Raw genomic sequence first — 15,137 nt, 5'->3', positions numbered from 1 at the left:
CAGCTGACCGCGCCGATCAGTCGGCCGCGCCTGTGATGAGCTCCTCGATCGCAGATCGCACGCGTCCATCAGAACCAGGCGACAACGACGTCCACTGTCGACCGTCTGCCGCCATGGACGATGTTGCCACGATCCGGCCACGCCGAGTGTCGAAGAATGCGACCGGATTTTGCCCGACAGTCCGGATTCCGGAACCGACTGTGACCGAGGTGATCTCGGCGTGGGCCGAGCACGTGCTCATGGCTGCGGCGACGTCGGCAGCTGCCGACTCCTCGATTCCGATGTGGGAGAGTCTCGCCGAGGTGGCGACGCGATCGGTCGGTGCGCCGTCGAGCGCCTCCGCCAGGAGATCTGTCGGCGCCGCGATTCCGTGAAACTCGAACGGCCTTCTCACGCCGAGTGCATCGAGCAGTTCCTCCGCCGGATTCCCGACCGATGCGCTTAGGCGGAGCCACCCACCCGAAGCCACAGCGAGGACCGAACCGCTCTCGTTGGACGCCAGAGCGATTCCGGTCATCGAAGAATCACTGGTGAACGGCCTGCTGATCAGTCGTGCAGCGATGAACCAGCGCGGCCGATCCAGAACACGCAACCACATCTCGAGGTCGGGATGAACCCGCCCGTCGGGCAACAATCCGTCGTGATCGAGGCCGTCGAACCCACGCCGAAGTGCGGCCGCTCGCTCAGCAGCCCCATCGAACCGCGGGAATACGTCCAGCACTACCGGTAGCTCGACGATTCCGAGGGCCTCGACGAGGTAGTCCATCCGATCGGCATCGAGCTCGGCGGAGGGAACGGTGTGGCCGAGAGGTCGAGTCCCCAAGTCGATCAACGATCGTTCCATGTCGGTTCTGCGCCGATGACCGACGGTGCAACCGTGCGGCCGTCACCGAAGTGCTCGAATTGCTTCAGATAACCAGGCGTCCGGTGCTCTTCGTCTTCGTCACCCTGGGCCCCGGCCGTCGATGCCGGCCCACCGGCACCACGGGCCGTGGCTGCAGCATCGTTCGCGCCCGCCCCGAACACGCCCGAGCCATTGGCGCCTGCCAGAACGCGCTCACTGCCTGCCACCGAGGACGCGCCCCCCGGTCCGTTGGGAGCCCCGAACGCGGTGCTACCGAGACCGCCCGACACCCGGCCGAAACCGACCCCGCCGGTGCCCGCTGATCCGGCGGAACCGATGGACCCGAAGGACATTGCTCGCGTTGCCGCCGAACCCAGTGCTCCAGCATCGGCTCTGCCTGCAGCCGCGAGCGATGATCCCGCCGAGCCCTGCGAAGGGTTCTGTGAGTTCATGAACGTCGACACCGCGGATCCGCCGACGTTTGTGGCCGCGGAAGCAACGGTGGTGACACTCGAGCCGGCGATCGAGCCTGCAGAGCTGGCCACCTGACCCGCGGCAGCCGCCAACGCAGGATTCTGAACTGCTGCTGTGGCTGCGGCGATGACCGCCTGCGCGGGTGAGGTGTGGGCGCTGAACCCGAAGGCTGTCGTTTCCTCGTACGAGGTGCCCCTGGCGATACTGCCGTCGGGCCCGGAGGAACCACCAGAAGTGTCGTTGACGATCTCGGGCGGCCGATCGAACGAGACCGTGATGGCCAGTGGCGTCGTCGCAGCTTCGTAGGCGTCCATGACGAGCGCAGCCCGAACGTCGAGCGTGCGGTCCGTCATCTCGAGCGCTTCGGCGCTGCCGTTCAATGCGCCACCAGAGCTGTACGCGGCAACCTTGGCGGATTTCACAGCAGCTATCTCGACCGGATTCGGCATCGCAGCGACCGCAGTCGTATAGGCCGCAGCCTCGGCGAGAGCGTGTCCGCTGATCTCGGTGGCACGCGTGGCAGTACCTTGCGTCCACGCCGAAAATCCGCCGAAGCGAGCCTGGGCGGCATTGGCCGCCTCGCCTTCCCAGCCGGCCGCGAGAACAGCCATGACCCGACCCACTGTGATCGATGCGTCGGTATAGGCAGCCGCAACCGACCCCCACGCGCCCGCGGCACCGATCAGTGGGGCCGGACCGGTTCCCAGCAGCAACGCCGCTGAATTGACTGTCGCGGTGCGTGGTAGCCACACGACCCCCGTTACTCCCAGTGTCACAACATCTCCCCCGTCATTTACCCAGCCCCGTCAGTGCTCGTGGATAGTCAGCTCTTCAGATTGTCAGTGCCCGACCGTGTTCGAAGTCGACATCTCGGTACGCGGACGCCTGTGCTCGCAGTGCGGAAGCGGCCTCGATCAGTTCGCTGATCGCGTCGGTGGCGGCCGGAGTGAACGAACCCGCAGCGCGAAGGAAGTAGCGATTGGCGAGCAGTGAGACTTCCTCGCTGCCGGCGGGTGTGATCTCGATGGGCACCGACACGGCCGTCAGACTCGTCTGGAGCCGAGCTGCCAGGGCATCCAACTCGGCAGCGGCGGTCTCGAGGGCAACCGGGTCGACGCGCACATTTCCTGGCATAACCCCACTCCTTCGTCACGCAGCGAAAATTTCGCTCTCGTAGAACTTTGACGACGGCACTGCGCAATCGGTTCCACTCCGCGCAAAAAAGCTCAGGTGATTTTTTCTGCCGCAGACCGAAGGGTCCATCGCCCACCTCGGAAGTTCAGATTCGTCACCGTCGCGGGTGGGATGTCCACACGCCAGAACGAGGACGACGGTGCGTCGAGTGCTCTGACGACGACGGCGCGGACGACAGCAGGATGCGTGACCGCCAGCAGTCGACGCCGCTCGGTCGCCATCCTGTTCATCCATTGTCCGACGCGGTAGAACAGCGCGTCGATCGATTCACCGCCCGGTGGGACGGTAGAGGTGTCGGTGAGCCATCCCAGCAGCTCGGATTCGCCGAGGTCATCCATCGTTCGGCCGGTCCACTCGCCGAAGTCGAGGTCGGCGAGGTCGGCGACGATGGCTCCCTGTACGCCGAGTACCGCCGCAGTTTGTCGAGTTCGCCGCTCCGGCGCGATCATGGTCATCTCGGCATCCGTGTCGAAGGTAAGTTCCTCCAAGCGCTTCAGCCCGCCCGAATCGACCGGTTCGCCCGAATGGAACCTGGCGCGACGCATCGCCTCGGTCGTGCCATGGCTGACCAGCGAGAGCCGCGTCACTGTCGACGGCATCGGGCCTCCTCTCCAATCATGGGCTCATCGCACCCTGGTTCCGATTGACACCGGGCCGAGATCGGTGCCAGAGTTCGCGGGTAAGCGCGATGTGTGCAGGCAATTCCGGTGTGAATCCGGAGCGGTTGCGCCACTGTGATCGGACCTCAGCGGTTCCGAGAGCCAGAAAACTGACACATCGCTTCGGTTCGAAAGGGACGCACAATCCCAGGAGGCATTCCATCATGGCCATCGTTCACAATCCCAGCAACGCCACGGAGTCGGCTGCCCTCGCAGTCGTCGCCGCGGCGGTGGTGCTCCTCGCATTCGTCGTGCTCTACCTGGTCGGTTTCGACCAGGGCGCCATTTCACGTAGTGGAATGTACATGCACGAACTGATGCACGACGGACGCCACCTGCTGGGTCTCCCGTGTCACTGACCACGTCGTCCCCGCGTGTGACCACCTTGCAGGGGACCTATCTCCAGTTGCTCGTCCGCGGACTCCTTGCGGGTCTCATCGCGGGTCTGCTCGCGGGCACCGTCGCGTTCGTCATCGGTGAGCCGCACGTGGATTCGGCCATCGCCATCGAGGAGGCGGCGGGTGCGGCCGAGCACGTCGAAGCCACCCCGGGCGCACATTCGCACGACGAGGAAGATGCGCTCGTCAGCCGTGACGGCCAGCGTGCGGGGCTGTTCCTGGCAACCGGCCTTGCAGGACTCGCGCTCGGTGCGATCTTCGCGACGGTGTTGCACTACGCACGACGGTTCACCTCGCTGTCCGGGTCGACGCTCGCTATCGCTGCAGGCGCGCTCGGTTGGCTGGCAATCGAAGCTGTGCCGTTCTTCAAATATCCGGCCAATCCACCTGCCGTGGGCGACCCCGACACCATCGACCAGCGCACCTGGCTGTGGCTCGCTTCGGTCGTTCTCGGGTTGTTGGCGGTAGCAATCGGACTGTATGTCGCAAAATCAGTGGCGTCGCACAGTTCGCTTGCTGTTCGGATCGCGGCTCCGCTGGCGGCGTTCCTCGTCGTCGTAGGCCTGGGATATGTACTGCTGCCCACGATCAACGAAGTCGGCGCGGATTTCCCGGCAACGCTGTTGTGGGAGTTCCGACTGTCCTCACTGGCGACGCAGGCAACGCTGTGGATCGCGCTCGGCCTGGCGTTCGCGTTCCTCACCGATCGGGCCGTCAGCAAGGCTCGGGAGTCGGTCGCGGCGTAGGCGTCGGGTTCAGCTCACCCCGGCCCGCTTCAGCGCCTAGTTGGTTATGGCTTACCCCGGCCCGCTTGAATGGTCCATTCATACGATCAGATGTCTTGAAATCGACCATTCAAGCGGCGGGGAACTACCCGAAACCCAGTTCGTGCAAGCGCTCGTCGTCGATGCCGAAATGATGCCCCACCTCGTGGGCGACGGTGATTGCGATCTCGCGTCGGGCAGTTTCGGCGTCGTCGACCATGTCGAGAATCGGACGACGGTAAATGGTGATCACGTCCGGTAGGTGTCCGCTGTACTCGTAACGGTCGGTGAGCGCGACCCCCTCGTACAGGCCGAGGATGTCCTCGGTTGGGTGCTCTTCCTCGACGAGAATGACGACGTTGTCCATGCGGTCGGTGATGTCCGGCGGAAGCGTGTCCAGGGCGTCGCCGACGGCGTTTTCGAAGTCGGCGCGGCTCATGTCGGTAGGGATGTCATCCTCCCGACGTGATCGGGGCCGCACCGGGCAGCGGCGTGGGGAGGGCCCGACCGTCCGGTGCCGACGGCGGCGGTGCCGGCGGTTGACCGTTGATGAGGATGTCGCCCTGTGCGGATCCGACGATCGTCGCGAAGCCACCCGTGTCGAGCTCGCTGCCTATCGAGCAGCTGACCTGACGGCTACCGGCCAGCCAACTGGTGACGTCGATGTTGTCCCAGAACAGCGTCAGCGTCTTGTCCCGCAGCGCGGTTGGGGAGCCGAGGTATGCATTCACGGCGTCGGTGCAGACCGTCGTGAGGTAGGCGTCCTGGTCGGCCTCGTTGGGGATTCCGTTCGGAAACTGTTGGCTCAGGTCTGCGACCGAGACCACCTCGAAGGCATGGGGCGCGCTGCAGTCGACCGGATCGGCGGGCACGTTCTGCAGGATGCCGATGCAGGTGCCGGGCTCCCACACGTTCGACTGATCCAGGTCGAGTACCGAGCCGGTCATCTCCTGCGGAATTCCCGTGTTGGTGGACTTCTGGATTCCACACCGCAACGTCCGTTCGCCCGATGCCCATCCTGCTTCGCTGGGGAACATCAGCCCGACACTGAACTTGCCGCTCGGATCGAACTTGGCGCCCAGGTAGTCGTCGACGGCATCGACGCAATGCTCGTCGCGTAGCTGCCCGAAGCGTTGCGCACCCGGATACATCGAGTTCGGAGCGAACTCGAGCCCGGGATAGGCACTCAGATCGACGTCGGCTGCTACTTCGAATCGATGCGGATCGGCGCAGGAAACTTCGGCGAGGTCCTGTCGGTCGGTCGCGGGGTCATCGGTCGGCGTCCACTGCAGGCACGTGCCTGGATCGGCCGAGCCGAACGTCTTGGCCGTGACGGCACCTGACGTCGCAGGACTGCTGGCCGAGTGGGTGGCGATCTTCTCCGGTTGCGAGAAGCCGCCGGACACGGAGAGCGTGATCGCAGCAGCCGCGACGGCCCCCACAGCGACAAAGACGAGTCCTCGACGCGCAACGTGCGCCGACACTGTGCGCGGGTTGCGTGTCGTTGTGGGTTTCCCCGGCCGGGCCGGATCGCTGGTGGACATCAACTCCATCATGCCCGAGTATCTTCGGTTCCTATGACAGACCCCGAGGAGACCAGTGCTGACATCGCCGAGCTTGCGGGCCGCCTGTTCACGATGGCCCGCGACGGTGATGCCGAGTCCTTGAAGGCATATTTGGACGCCGGTGTACCGGTCGACCTCAACAACGAGGCGGGGGACACCCTGGTCATGTTGGCGGCCTATCACGGTCACGCGCGCACTGTTCGTATGCTGGTCGGCAAGGGTGCCGATGTGAATCGGCCGAACGAGAAGGGCCAGACTCCGCTCGCAGGCGCGGTCTTCAAGGGGGAGGACGAGGTGGTGCGAGAGCTGGTCGAGGGTGGAGCGGATCCGCATGGTGGGCATCCGTCGGCGATCGACGCGGCGCGCATGTTCGGACGCGAGGACTACCTGGACTTGCTCGGCAAGTAAGGTTTTCCTCGTGATCGACCTGAAGTTTCTTCGTGAGAATCCCGATGTCGTCCGTGCCTCACAGCGCACCCGTGGAGAAGATCCCGCGCTCGTCGACGTGCTGCTCGACGCCGATGCATCCCGACGGGCCGCAGTGCTTGCCGGCGATCAGCTCCGCGCCGAGCAGAAGGCTCTCGGCAAACGCGTCGGGAAGGCGTCGGCGGAGGAGCGTCCTGCGTTGCTGGCAGGGTCGTCCGAGCTCGCGGCGAAGGTCAAGGCTGCGGAGGCGCGTCAGAACGAGGCAGATGCCGCGGTGGACAGCGCGCAACGTGCCTTGTCGAACGTCGTCGAAGAGGGAGCTCCCGCCGGCGGCGAAGACGATTTCGTGTTGATGGAAACCGTCGGTGAGATCCCGACGTTCGACTTCGAGCCGAAGGACCACCTCGAGCTCGGTGAGTCACTGAAGCTCATCGACATGGAACGCGGCGCGAAGGTGTCGGGTTCGCGGTTCTACTTCATGACCGGGTACGGGGCGTTGCTGCAGCAGGGGATGTTGCAGTTGGCAGCGCAGAAGGCCGTCAAGAACGGGTTCACCATGATGATCCCGCCGGTGGTGGTGCGGCCGGAGATCATGGCGGGAACCGGATTCCTGGGGGCGCATGCCGATGAGATCTACCGACTCGAAGCCGACGATCTGTATCTCGTCGGCACGTCGGAAGTTGCGCTGGCCGGGTACCACGCAGGCGAGATCCTCGACCTGTCCGACGGCCCGAAGCGCTATGCCGGCTGGTCGACGTGCTTTCGTCGCGAAGCGGGTTCGTACGGCAAAGACACTCGCGGGATCATCCGCGTCCACCAGTTCGACAAGATCGAGATGTTTTCCTACATCAAGCCCGAGGACGCAGCGGCCGAGCATCGCAAGTTTCTCGAGTTCGAGCGCGAAATGCTTGCGGCAGTGGAACTTCCGTACCGAATCATCGACGTCGCCGGTGGCGATCTCGGGTCCTCGGCGGCGCGCAAGTTCGACTGCGAGGCTTGGGTGCCGACGCAGAATGCCTACCGCGAGCTGACCTCGACCTCGAACTGCACGACCTTTCAGGCTCGACGCCTGAACGTTCGGTACCGCGACGACAACGGCAAGCCGCAGATTGCTGCGACGCTGAACGGAACATTGGCCACGACGCGGTGGATCGTCGCGATCCTGGAGAATCACCAGCAGGCCGACGGGACCGTTCGGGTGCCGGAAGCTTTGGTGCCGTTCGTCGGAACGGATGTCCTGCGCTAGAGCCGTGTCAGATGGTCGGCTCCAGGTCGTCGGCCCAGGCGATGCGCTTCGGATTTCCGTGGCACTCGACGATCGCGGCGTGATCGCTGTCGAAGTAGTCCCACGCCCAGGACAGGAAAGCGTCGACCTTGCTGTGCGCGCCGCTCAGTAGTGCGGCATGGACGCCGAGCCACGCCGCGAAAGCGAGCGGTCCCTCGACTTGATGTCGGTGCGCGCCGACCTCTGCGACGGCGGCCCCGCGGCCGATCATCGCCATGATGCCCTTGTCCTTGTACTGGAAGACCTTCCGACGTTTTCCAGCGATGGTGAGCTCGATGTTGTGGGCCGCCCAGGTTCCTGCTTGCTGAGCGACCGAACCCAACTGGGGCAACGTCTTTCCATCTACGTCGGTAATGTTCGCCACGTCGCCGACGGCGTAGACATTGTCGAATTTCGGGACCGTGAGATCTGCCAGCACGTCCAGTCGCCCACCGGGCCCGGGTTTCGCGTCGCCGGTCGCGGCCACCGGCGACGCCGATTCGCCACCGGCCCAGATGACTGTCCGCGAGTCGATACGGGTGGAGTCACTGAGCACGACGCCGCCGGCATCGACTGCGGTGACGCCGACCCCAAGGCGAACTTTCGCGCCGTGTTCGACCAGCTTGTCGTGTGCGTAGACATGTGAGCGTTCACTGAACGGCGCCAGCAACGCCGGCCCGTGGTTGATGAGCCAGGCCTCCCCGCGACCGCCTGGATGATTCATCTTGCGCAGGGCCATGAACAGTTCGGCGAATGCGCCCGCGGTCTCGACGCCGGTCGGGCCACCTCCGACAATGACGACGTCGAGTGGATCGTGTTCACCACGCAACACCTCGCTGACGTGGTGACGAAGCTTCTCGGCGTCGGCAACGGAGTACAGCGGGAACGAAAATTCTTCTGCGCCGGGCGTTCCGAAGAAGTTGGCGCGTGCTCCAGCCGCGACGACGAGATAGTCGCCCGAGATCTTTTCGCCTGCGGCGGTGAGCGACAGTGAGGCGAAATCCAGGGTGCTGATCTCTGCCTGAACTACCCGGACGTTCTCGAAGCTTTCGAAGATCGCTGCGAGCGGTCGTGCGACGTCGGCGGCAGGCAACTGTGCCGTCGCAACCTGATAGAGCAACGGTTGGAACTGGTGGTAATCGTTGCGGTCGACGATGGTGACGGAAACACCTTTGCGCGCCAGTTCGTGTGCGCAGGCAATTCCGCCCAGACCGGCACCAGCGACCACCACGTGTGTCATGGGTTCCACAGTAGTTACATCGTGCGCTTGAATGGTGCTTTCAAATTATCTGATCGTATGAATGGACCATTGAAGCGGTCAGAAAAACTGTCCCACAACGAAACCGGCGAGCAGAACGGCCGTACCGCCGATTTCGCCGCCGATCAGTGCCCACATGAAAGCGTGTGTCCCGCGGACCGGATGTTCGAATTGATTGTCGGTGTCCTTCAAAAATCCGTGCACCATGTAGCTTCCGACGGCGGCGACGAAGAAGAAGACGGCGACGAGACCGGCCGTGAGGTTCACCGCCGTCGGGAACGAGCTGAATTCGGTGAGTGCGGCGAGGACGAGTGTCGCGAACGAGTACATCAGTGCCGCACGGTGCGCGATGTCGACGTACGGGTGTGCCAGGGCCGTCGGCGATGTCGCCATCTGCCGGAATTTCCAGACCCCCAGTGCCAACGCCCAGAGCAGGATCAGTCCCGAAAGCAGCAGCAGAACCTTGGTGTCGATGCCCAGAGTTGTCACAGATTTCCTCCCCGTCGCGCAGATATGCGTGCACCCGACCGCATGAACGGCGCTCTGAAGCTATCTGATCGTATGAATGGACCATTCAAGCGGGCGGGCGGGCATTCAAGCGGGCGGGCGGCAACTCCCTCACACGACGTCACCGATGCAGTAACCGTTGGACCCGATCGTCAGGGTGAAGATCCGGTTCTGTTCGACACCGGAAACGTCGGTGACGTCGGCGTAGACCGTGGTGTAGACGCCGTCGCGTGCTGCCACATAGACGCTCTCCGGGTTGTACGAAGCCGCTCCGGTGAGCCTGCCGGGATTGTTTGCCAGCGGCGGCACTGTTGGTGCTCCGGTGCCCTGGGGGTCCCAGATGGTCCTGTTGTCGCATACGAGCGGGTAGTTGCCCTCGAGATCCGCGGGGTTCACCGGGGTGCCGGTGAAGCGGCCGAGATACCGCTCGACGGTGTACTCGCCTTCGGTATCGCTGTATGGTCCTGGCGATCCTGTCGGAGTTACCGCTGGACACGCGTATCCCGACGCTATTTCGCTGCGTTCGACGCTGAGCGTGACCGTGGGGCTGCTCCAGGTGACTGCATACTGCCCGTCGACGCCCGGGGCCTTGGCCGCGTCGAGGATGGCCGCGACGTCGCTGTAGAGGGTGGGGATTTCGGTCGGCGGAACCGTCCAGCACTTTTCCGTTACCGCGGGGACTCCGCCTACATCGAGGTCGGTGAGGAATGCTCGTAAGGCTCCGGCTGCCTCGGGGTTCATCGGAACTTCGCCGACGGCCGGACCCACCGGTGGCGGCGTGGTCGCGGTCGGCGGTGTGGTGGTGGCGCGCGGTGTGGTGGCGGGCGGCGTTGCCGTTGCCGAGCGCGTCTCGGTGGGAATGCCTTGCTGGCCGTCACCCCCACATGCGGTGAGCGTGAGAACTGCCCCGAACAGTCCCACACTTGCGAAAACTATGCCTCTACGCGAACTCATCTACAGCTGACCTTCCGACTGCGTCTTCTCCCCTGGGTCTTCCAGCGACTACGCTAGCGGACTGTGGAACCCGTCTATCGATCTGTCATCGGCATCGCTCGTGTGGTCTTCGCGCTGGAAGGCCTGAAATTCAAGGTTGTGGGTGAGGAGAACATCCCTGCCACCGGTGGCGCGGTCATCGCCGTCAACCACACCGGATACCTGGACTTCACCTACGCCGGCCTGCCGGTGCGCACGGTGAAGCGGTACATCCGCTTCATGGCCAAGAAGGAAGTGTTCGACAACAAGATCTCGGGTCCGATCATGCGATCGCTGAAGCACATTGCAGTGGATCGCGGGGCAGGTGCGGATTCCTACCAGGCTGCCGTCGCGGATCTGCGCAAGGGCGAGCTGGTCGGGGTGTACCCGGAGGCCACTATCAGTCGCAGCTTCGAGATCAAGGAATTCAAGTCCGGTGCGGCGAGAATGGCAATCGAGGCCGGCGTGCCGATCATTCCGACGGTCATCTGGGGTGCGCAGCGAGTCTGGACCAAGGGCTTCCCGAAGCGTTTGGGGCGCACCAACACTCCCATCTCCATTGCGGTCGGCAAGCCTATCGAGCCGGTCGGTCCACCGAGCGAGCTCACCGAGAAGCTGCATTCGGTGATGCAGGAGATGCTGCTGGCTCTGCAGGAAGATTACGACCACGAGCCTGGCGCCTATTGGGTTCCCGCTCGTCTCGGCGGTAGCGCGCCCACGTTGGAGCAGGCAGACAAGCTCGATGCCGAGGATCTTGCAGCGAGAAATGCTGCGCGGGAAGCGAAGAAGTCCAAGTAGAGCCTGAGCACGCTACCTGCGGCATGTGCGCTGACCCGCGCATATGCCGTCAGGCGCTGTCTTTCGGCTCTAGCGGTCGTGAAATCCAGGGGTCGAATCGACGCGCAGGCGGGTCAGATTCCGGTAGCTGATCAGCCACCGACCGTCCTCCAGACGGTATTCCTCGTGGTAGTGGCCGTATCCATGAAGGTGCTCGGTCGTGCCGGTGGCCGTGTTGGTCCACCACAGTTTGTCCTCCATCGCCCAGATCCCCGTGGCGGTGGTCGGCGAAGTCAGCGTGATCTCCGGGGTGTGGCCGTGGTGCACGCTGGTAACCGTGACCGCGCCGTCGAGCGTGCTCCGAATAGCCGCGGCCAACGCCTGCGAACCGGTCACCTGTTTGCCGATTTTGGAGGCGTCGGTCTGCGGGGCAGCGTCGGGACTGGCCCATGAGTCGCTGACTACGTCGTCGGTGTGGAAGCCCGCGTAGCGGTCCCATTCCTTGTTGTCCATACATCGCAGGCGGGCGGCGAAGAGCTGCTTGATCTCCTCGATCGCCAGCAGTTTGTCGAATGCGTCGCTCGCGTTGATCGTCATATCGGTCCACGGTGCCAGGCTCTGGGGTGTGGGCGAGTCGAATTTCCGCTGGATGGGATACGTGCGACCGGAGTGCGCTGATTTCAGGACATCGACGCTTGCCACACCAACGCAGCGGCGAGTGCGCCGATGCCGTTGAGTGACCAGTGCAACGCGATCGGGGCGATCAGACTGCCGCTGCGGCGTCGCAGCCAGGTGAAGACGAAGCCTGCGGCGGCTGTCGCGATGACCGCGGCCACGATACCTGCGATCTGACCGAACACCCCGCCGCCGAGGAAATTGCTCAGCCCCGCATTGCCCGCGGTCAGTCCGAGTGACGACGCGATATGCCAGAGGCCGAAGAGCAGTGATCCGGCGGCGAAGACGCCACGGGCACCATAGATGCGTCCGAGCGTGCCGTGCAGTACGCCGCGGAAGGCCAACTCCTCGGGGATGACCGTTTGCAACGGGATGACGATCATCGACGCCACGAGCGCAGCCGAGATGGTGGCGTACCGATCCGCCATGAAGAACGGCCTGGTCATCGGCAGCAGAGCTCCGATCGCAACGACGGTGACGACGAGTCCGACGGCACCGAGCGCGTAGATCGAACCGGTCTTCCATTGCTTCGGTGACAGGCCCAGTTCGGCCCAGCCGAGTCCGCGGCGTCGAGTCAGTGCGACGAGGATGACGGCCGCGATGGGTACCGTTGCGATGCTGGCCCATACCGTGGTGAAGTGCGCGATCAGGTTGGTACCGACGAGCACCAGAACGACGACCGCAACATCGAGGTACGCGTGGAATCCGCGTCGGCGAGATGCCTTCGCGTCGGCCTGGGTCATGAGCATCCCACCGAGTGTACGGAAAACCTGTTCGGTGCCGAGGCGACTACGGCCTGCAGTGTGAGCGAATCCTCACCTCGGCTGGGTGGCCCGGCGTAAGCCCCGCAAGGCAGGCACGACGCTCGCGGCGAAGATGATCGAGGACCACACCGCCGTTTTCAGCAGTGGAGTGCCTGCGGGTTCTCCCAGTGCAATTGCCGTCATGGTCTCGATGGCGCAACTCATCGGCTGGTTCTCCACGAACGGCTGCAACCAGGTGGGATAGGCCGCCAGTGGGACGAAGCCTGGGTTGAAGAACATCGCCAACGAGCACAGCAGCGATACCGATTCCACGAGCGCGGTCTTACCGAGGGCGAAGGATGCGGCGATGACGGCGGTGGCGAATGCGATGCCGAACATCAGCGGCACCGCGAGGAACAGCAGTGCCGACGGGAACGAACCGGTGAAGCGAAAACCAAGCAGAGCCCCGACGGCCGAGATGATCACGGTGGTGACGAGAATTCGCGTGGCCTCGGCGGTCACCCGCGCGGACAGACCGGATGCGCGGTGGATCGGCAGCACCCAGAATCGGGCGAGGATGCCCGCGTCCCATTCGCGACCGAGGGTCACGGCCCCGGCAACCGCGCCGAGCATGCTGCTGAGCAGCGCGGTCATCGGCACCGTCCCGTACAGCGAGTCGTGTCCGGCGAAGGCGGTGACCTGTTGGCCCAGGACGATGTCGAGCATGACCAGCATCGCTGCTGGATAGAGGAAAGCTTGCACGAGGGACATCGGGTCTCGGAAAAGATGGCGCATCAATCTCTGGCTCTGAAGCAGGGTCTGCGGAACCAATACCGTGGTGGAGTTTTCCGTAGTGGTCATGAGCGCCTCGTATTCAGTAAGAGAGACAGGGGTATACAGATCGCCAGCAGCGCGAAGAGCCACAGCGCGGTGGGAGTCATCGTCGACAGGGTTGCCGTGCCGTCGGCCAGATCACGTAGTGCGGTGGTGAACTGTGAGACCGGTTGGTTGCGGACGAACGGCTGCACCCACGTCGGGAACTGCTCGAGTGGAGCGAATCCACTCGAAAGCATGCCGAGCACGAGTTGGGGGAGAATCAGACTCTGAGTGGTGGCCTCGGGACTCTTCGATGCAGTTCCGATGATGTCGGCGCCGAGAATGAGCGCAAGCCCGATGAGCACGAGGACAACGAGGAACATCGCAGTGTCGACTGCGGTGCCCGAGAAGCGGAACCCGATGGCGTGACCACAGCCGAGTGCTACTGCCGAGGACACCGAGCACTTCGACATGCCGGTGGCGACGCGCGATCCCAGTGGAACGCCGGGCGAGATGGGCATCGAGGCGAACCGGGTGTTGATCCCGTCCACGGCGTCGGTCGCGGCGAGAAATGCCACCGAGATTGCCGTGAACGCGATGGCCTGTAATGCGATGAGCGGCATCAGAAATTGACCGAAGTTCTCGACGCCGTTGCCGAACATGGAGATGACCTTCTGCAGCGGAACGTAGAAACAGACCGTGAAGACCACCGGTGCTATCAACGCCGTGACCGCTTCACCTCCACGAACGGCCGTCCGCAGTTGGCGCGCAGAAAGCACCCACCACTGTGAAGCACTGGACCGCTGTACAGCACTGAACTGCTCTGGCGCAGTCACGACGCCACCGCCTCGGTGACGGGGTGGCCGGTGAGGGAGAGGAAGACCTCGTCGAGCGAGGGCCGTCGCAGTGCGATGTCGACCAGTTCGATCCGTGCGTCTTCGAGTCGCCGCAGGACCTCGGTCAGTGTGCGGGCGCCGTCGGGTGCAGGTACCGACACGTGATCGGATTCGGGATCGAACAGGAGCCCGTCCGGACACATCGATCGTAGAACTCCTGCGGCGGCGGAAAGATCGTGTGGATTCAGCGGTACCACTTCACAGAAGCTGCCTCCCGTGCGCGCTTTCAGCTCGGCGGATGTGCCTTCCGCGACGACCGTTCCGTGATCGACGACGACGATGCGGTCGCTGAGCACGTCGGCCTCCTCGAGGTACTGCGTGGTGAGCAATGTGGTGATGCCCTGGTCGGCGAAGCCCGCAACGAGATCCCACACTGCCTGTCTGCTGCGCGGATCGAGCCCGGTGGTCGGTTCGTCGAGAAACACCACCTGCGGCGCAACCACCAGACCGCAGGCGATGTCGATCCGTCGCCGCATCCCGCCCGAGTACCGACCCACGCGGCGCCCGGCGGCGTCGGCGAGGTCGAACTCGGCCAGCAGTTCGTTTGCGCGACGCTTCGCCGCGTGGCGCCTGAGGCCCATCAGCCGGGCGAACATGACGAGATTTTCGAATCCGGTCAGTGTTTCGTCGAGAGAGGCGTGCTGACCGGTCAGCATGATCGAGGCTCGGACGGCGGCGGCCTCGGCGACGACGTCGTGGCCTGCGATGCGGGCGGCGCCGCTGTCGGGGGTCACGAGAGTGGCGAGGACGCTGACCGTGGTGGTTTTGCCTGCCCCGTTGGGGCCCAGTACGGCGAGTACCTCGCCTCGTTCGGCAGCGAAGTCGATTCCGGCGAGGGCGGTCACGGAGCCGAAGGACTTACGGAGATTCGATACTTCGATGGACAGTTCGGTAGTCATGAAAGT

At 64.1% G+C, this 15,137-nt stretch carries 19 protein-coding genes; 5 read left to right on the top strand and 14 right to left on the bottom strand.

The annotated features are described in order from the left end of the window. Positions 1–16: 16 nt before the first annotated feature. The 4 genes from O1W68_RS05360 to O1W68_RS05345 form a co-directional block, all read right to left on the bottom strand. Positions 17–844, bottom strand: coding sequence for an ESX secretion-associated protein EspG (locus tag O1W68_RS05360; protein ID WP_269301883.1), 828 nt, complete (start codon positions 842–844; stop codon positions 17–19). Continuing rightward, positions 829–2,094, bottom strand: coding sequence for a PPE domain-containing protein (locus O1W68_RS05355; RefSeq protein WP_269301882.1), 1,266 nt, complete (start codon positions 2,092–2,094; stop codon positions 829–831). The genes O1W68_RS05360 and O1W68_RS05355 overlap by 16 nt, the downstream gene beginning before the upstream one ends. 55 nt (positions 2,095–2,149) lie before the next feature. Then, a complete protein-coding gene (locus O1W68_RS05350; RefSeq protein WP_269301881.1) occupies positions 2,150–2,452 on the bottom strand; it encodes a PE domain-containing protein in 303 nt (100 codons plus the stop codon). A 92-nt stretch (positions 2,453–2,544) separates the two neighbouring features. Next, positions 2,545–3,111 carry a histidine phosphatase family protein gene (locus O1W68_RS05345; protein WP_269301880.1) on the bottom strand — a complete coding sequence of 189 codons (567 nt, stop codon included), beginning with the start codon at positions 3,109–3,111 and terminating at the stop codon, positions 2,545–2,547. 224 nt (positions 3,112–3,335) lie between these two features. On the opposite strand from O1W68_RS05345, the gene O1W68_RS05340 reads away from it, so the two are divergent. Further along, entirely contained in the window at positions 3,336–3,530 is a 195-nt protein-coding gene (locus O1W68_RS05340) for a CbtB domain-containing protein (RefSeq protein ID WP_269301879.1), read from the top strand. A 17-nt stretch (positions 3,531–3,547) separates the two neighbouring features. Further along, entirely contained in the window at positions 3,548–4,315 is a 768-nt protein-coding gene (locus tag O1W68_RS05335) for a CbtA family protein (RefSeq protein ID WP_442972287.1), read from the top strand. A gap of 124 nt (positions 4,316–4,439) precedes the next feature. Here the strand turns inward: O1W68_RS05335 and O1W68_RS05330 are convergent, their stop codons facing one another. Together O1W68_RS05330 and O1W68_RS05325 are read right to left on the bottom strand one after the other, a co-directional pair. Then, positions 4,440–4,772 carry a metallopeptidase family protein gene (locus tag O1W68_RS05330; protein ID WP_269301878.1) on the bottom strand — a complete coding sequence of 111 codons (333 nt, stop codon included), beginning with the start codon at positions 4,770–4,772 and terminating at the stop codon, positions 4,440–4,442. 13 nt (positions 4,773–4,785) lie between these two features. Next, the gene (locus O1W68_RS05325) at positions 4,786–5,877 is read right to left on the bottom strand and encodes a septum formation family protein (RefSeq protein WP_269301877.1); all 1,092 of its coding nucleotides are present in this window, start codon (positions 5,875–5,877) and stop codon (positions 4,786–4,788) included. Positions 5,878–5,910: 33 nt separating this feature from the next. Between O1W68_RS05325 and O1W68_RS05320 the strand changes: the two genes are divergently transcribed. Together O1W68_RS05320 and serS are read left to right on the top strand one after the other, a co-directional pair. Next, positions 5,911–6,306, top strand: coding sequence for an ankyrin repeat domain-containing protein (locus tag O1W68_RS05320; RefSeq protein WP_269301876.1), 396 nt, complete (start codon positions 5,911–5,913; stop codon positions 6,304–6,306). A gap of 10 nt (positions 6,307–6,316) precedes the next feature. Next, positions 6,317–7,570 carry a serine--tRNA ligase gene (gene serS, locus O1W68_RS05315; protein WP_084348162.1) on the top strand — a complete coding sequence of 418 codons (1,254 nt, stop codon included), beginning with the start codon at positions 6,317–6,319 and terminating at the stop codon, positions 7,568–7,570. A 7-nt stretch (positions 7,571–7,577) separates the two neighbouring features. Here serS and O1W68_RS05310 read toward each other — a convergent pair whose 3' ends face one another. The 3 genes from O1W68_RS05310 to O1W68_RS05300 all read right to left on the bottom strand — a co-directional run bounded on the left by O1W68_RS05310 (position 7,578) and on the right by O1W68_RS05300 (position 10,307). Continuing rightward, positions 7,578–8,828, bottom strand: a complete 1,251-nt coding sequence (locus O1W68_RS05310; protein ID WP_269301875.1) for an NAD(P)/FAD-dependent oxidoreductase — start codon at positions 8,826–8,828, stop codon at positions 7,578–7,580. Between the two features lie 78 nt (positions 8,829–8,906). Then, complete coding sequence (locus O1W68_RS05305) at positions 8,907–9,335, bottom strand: hypothetical protein (RefSeq protein ID WP_269301874.1); 429 nt, start codon at positions 9,333–9,335, stop codon at positions 8,907–8,909. A 129-nt stretch (positions 9,336–9,464) separates the two neighbouring features. After that, the gene (locus O1W68_RS05300; RefSeq protein ID WP_269301873.1) at positions 9,465–10,307 is read right to left on the bottom strand and encodes a hypothetical protein; all 843 of its coding nucleotides are present in this window, start codon (positions 10,305–10,307) and stop codon (positions 9,465–9,467) included. 63 nt (positions 10,308–10,370) lie between these two features. On the opposite strand from O1W68_RS05300, the gene O1W68_RS05295 reads away from it, so the two are divergent. Beyond that, positions 10,371–11,123, top strand: a complete 753-nt coding sequence (locus O1W68_RS05295; protein ID WP_269301872.1) for a lysophospholipid acyltransferase family protein — start codon at positions 10,371–10,373, stop codon at positions 11,121–11,123. Between the two features lie 69 nt (positions 11,124–11,192). Here O1W68_RS05295 and O1W68_RS05290 read toward each other — a convergent pair whose 3' ends face one another. From O1W68_RS05290 to O1W68_RS05270, 5 genes are all read right to left on the bottom strand, one after another. Continuing rightward, on the bottom strand, positions 11,193–11,699 hold the full coding sequence (locus tag O1W68_RS05290) for a nuclear transport factor 2 family protein (RefSeq protein ID WP_269301871.1): 507 nt from the start codon (positions 11,697–11,699) through the stop codon (positions 11,193–11,195). 83 nt (positions 11,700–11,782) lie between these two features. Then, positions 11,783–12,526: a CPBP family intramembrane glutamic endopeptidase gene (locus O1W68_RS05285; RefSeq protein ID WP_269301870.1), complete on the bottom strand. Its 744-nt coding sequence runs from the start codon at positions 12,524–12,526 to the stop codon at positions 11,783–11,785. Between the two features lie 66 nt (positions 12,527–12,592). Next, positions 12,593–13,381 carry an ABC transporter permease gene (locus O1W68_RS05280; protein WP_269301869.1) on the bottom strand — a complete coding sequence of 263 codons (789 nt, stop codon included), beginning with the start codon at positions 13,379–13,381 and terminating at the stop codon, positions 12,593–12,595. Next, entirely contained in the window at positions 13,378–14,172 is a 795-nt protein-coding gene (locus tag O1W68_RS05275) for an ABC transporter permease (protein ID WP_269301868.1), read from the bottom strand. Before O1W68_RS05275 ends, O1W68_RS05280 begins: the two co-directional genes overlap by 4 nt. Further along, on the bottom strand, positions 14,169–15,131 hold the full coding sequence (locus tag O1W68_RS05270) for an ATP-binding cassette domain-containing protein (protein WP_269301867.1): 963 nt from the start codon (positions 15,129–15,131) through the stop codon (positions 14,169–14,171). The genes O1W68_RS05275 and O1W68_RS05270 overlap by 4 nt, the downstream gene beginning before the upstream one ends. Between the last annotated feature and the right edge of the window lie 6 nt (positions 15,132–15,137).

The organism is Rhodococcus sp. H36-A4 (assembly GCF_027158005.1).
In the GTDB taxonomy this organism is placed as follows: Bacteria; Actinomycetota; Actinomycetes; order Mycobacteriales; family Mycobacteriaceae; genus Rhodococcoides.
The sequence above is the reverse complement of the archived record's forward strand: the minus strand, read 5'-3'. Positions and strand labels throughout refer to the sequence as shown.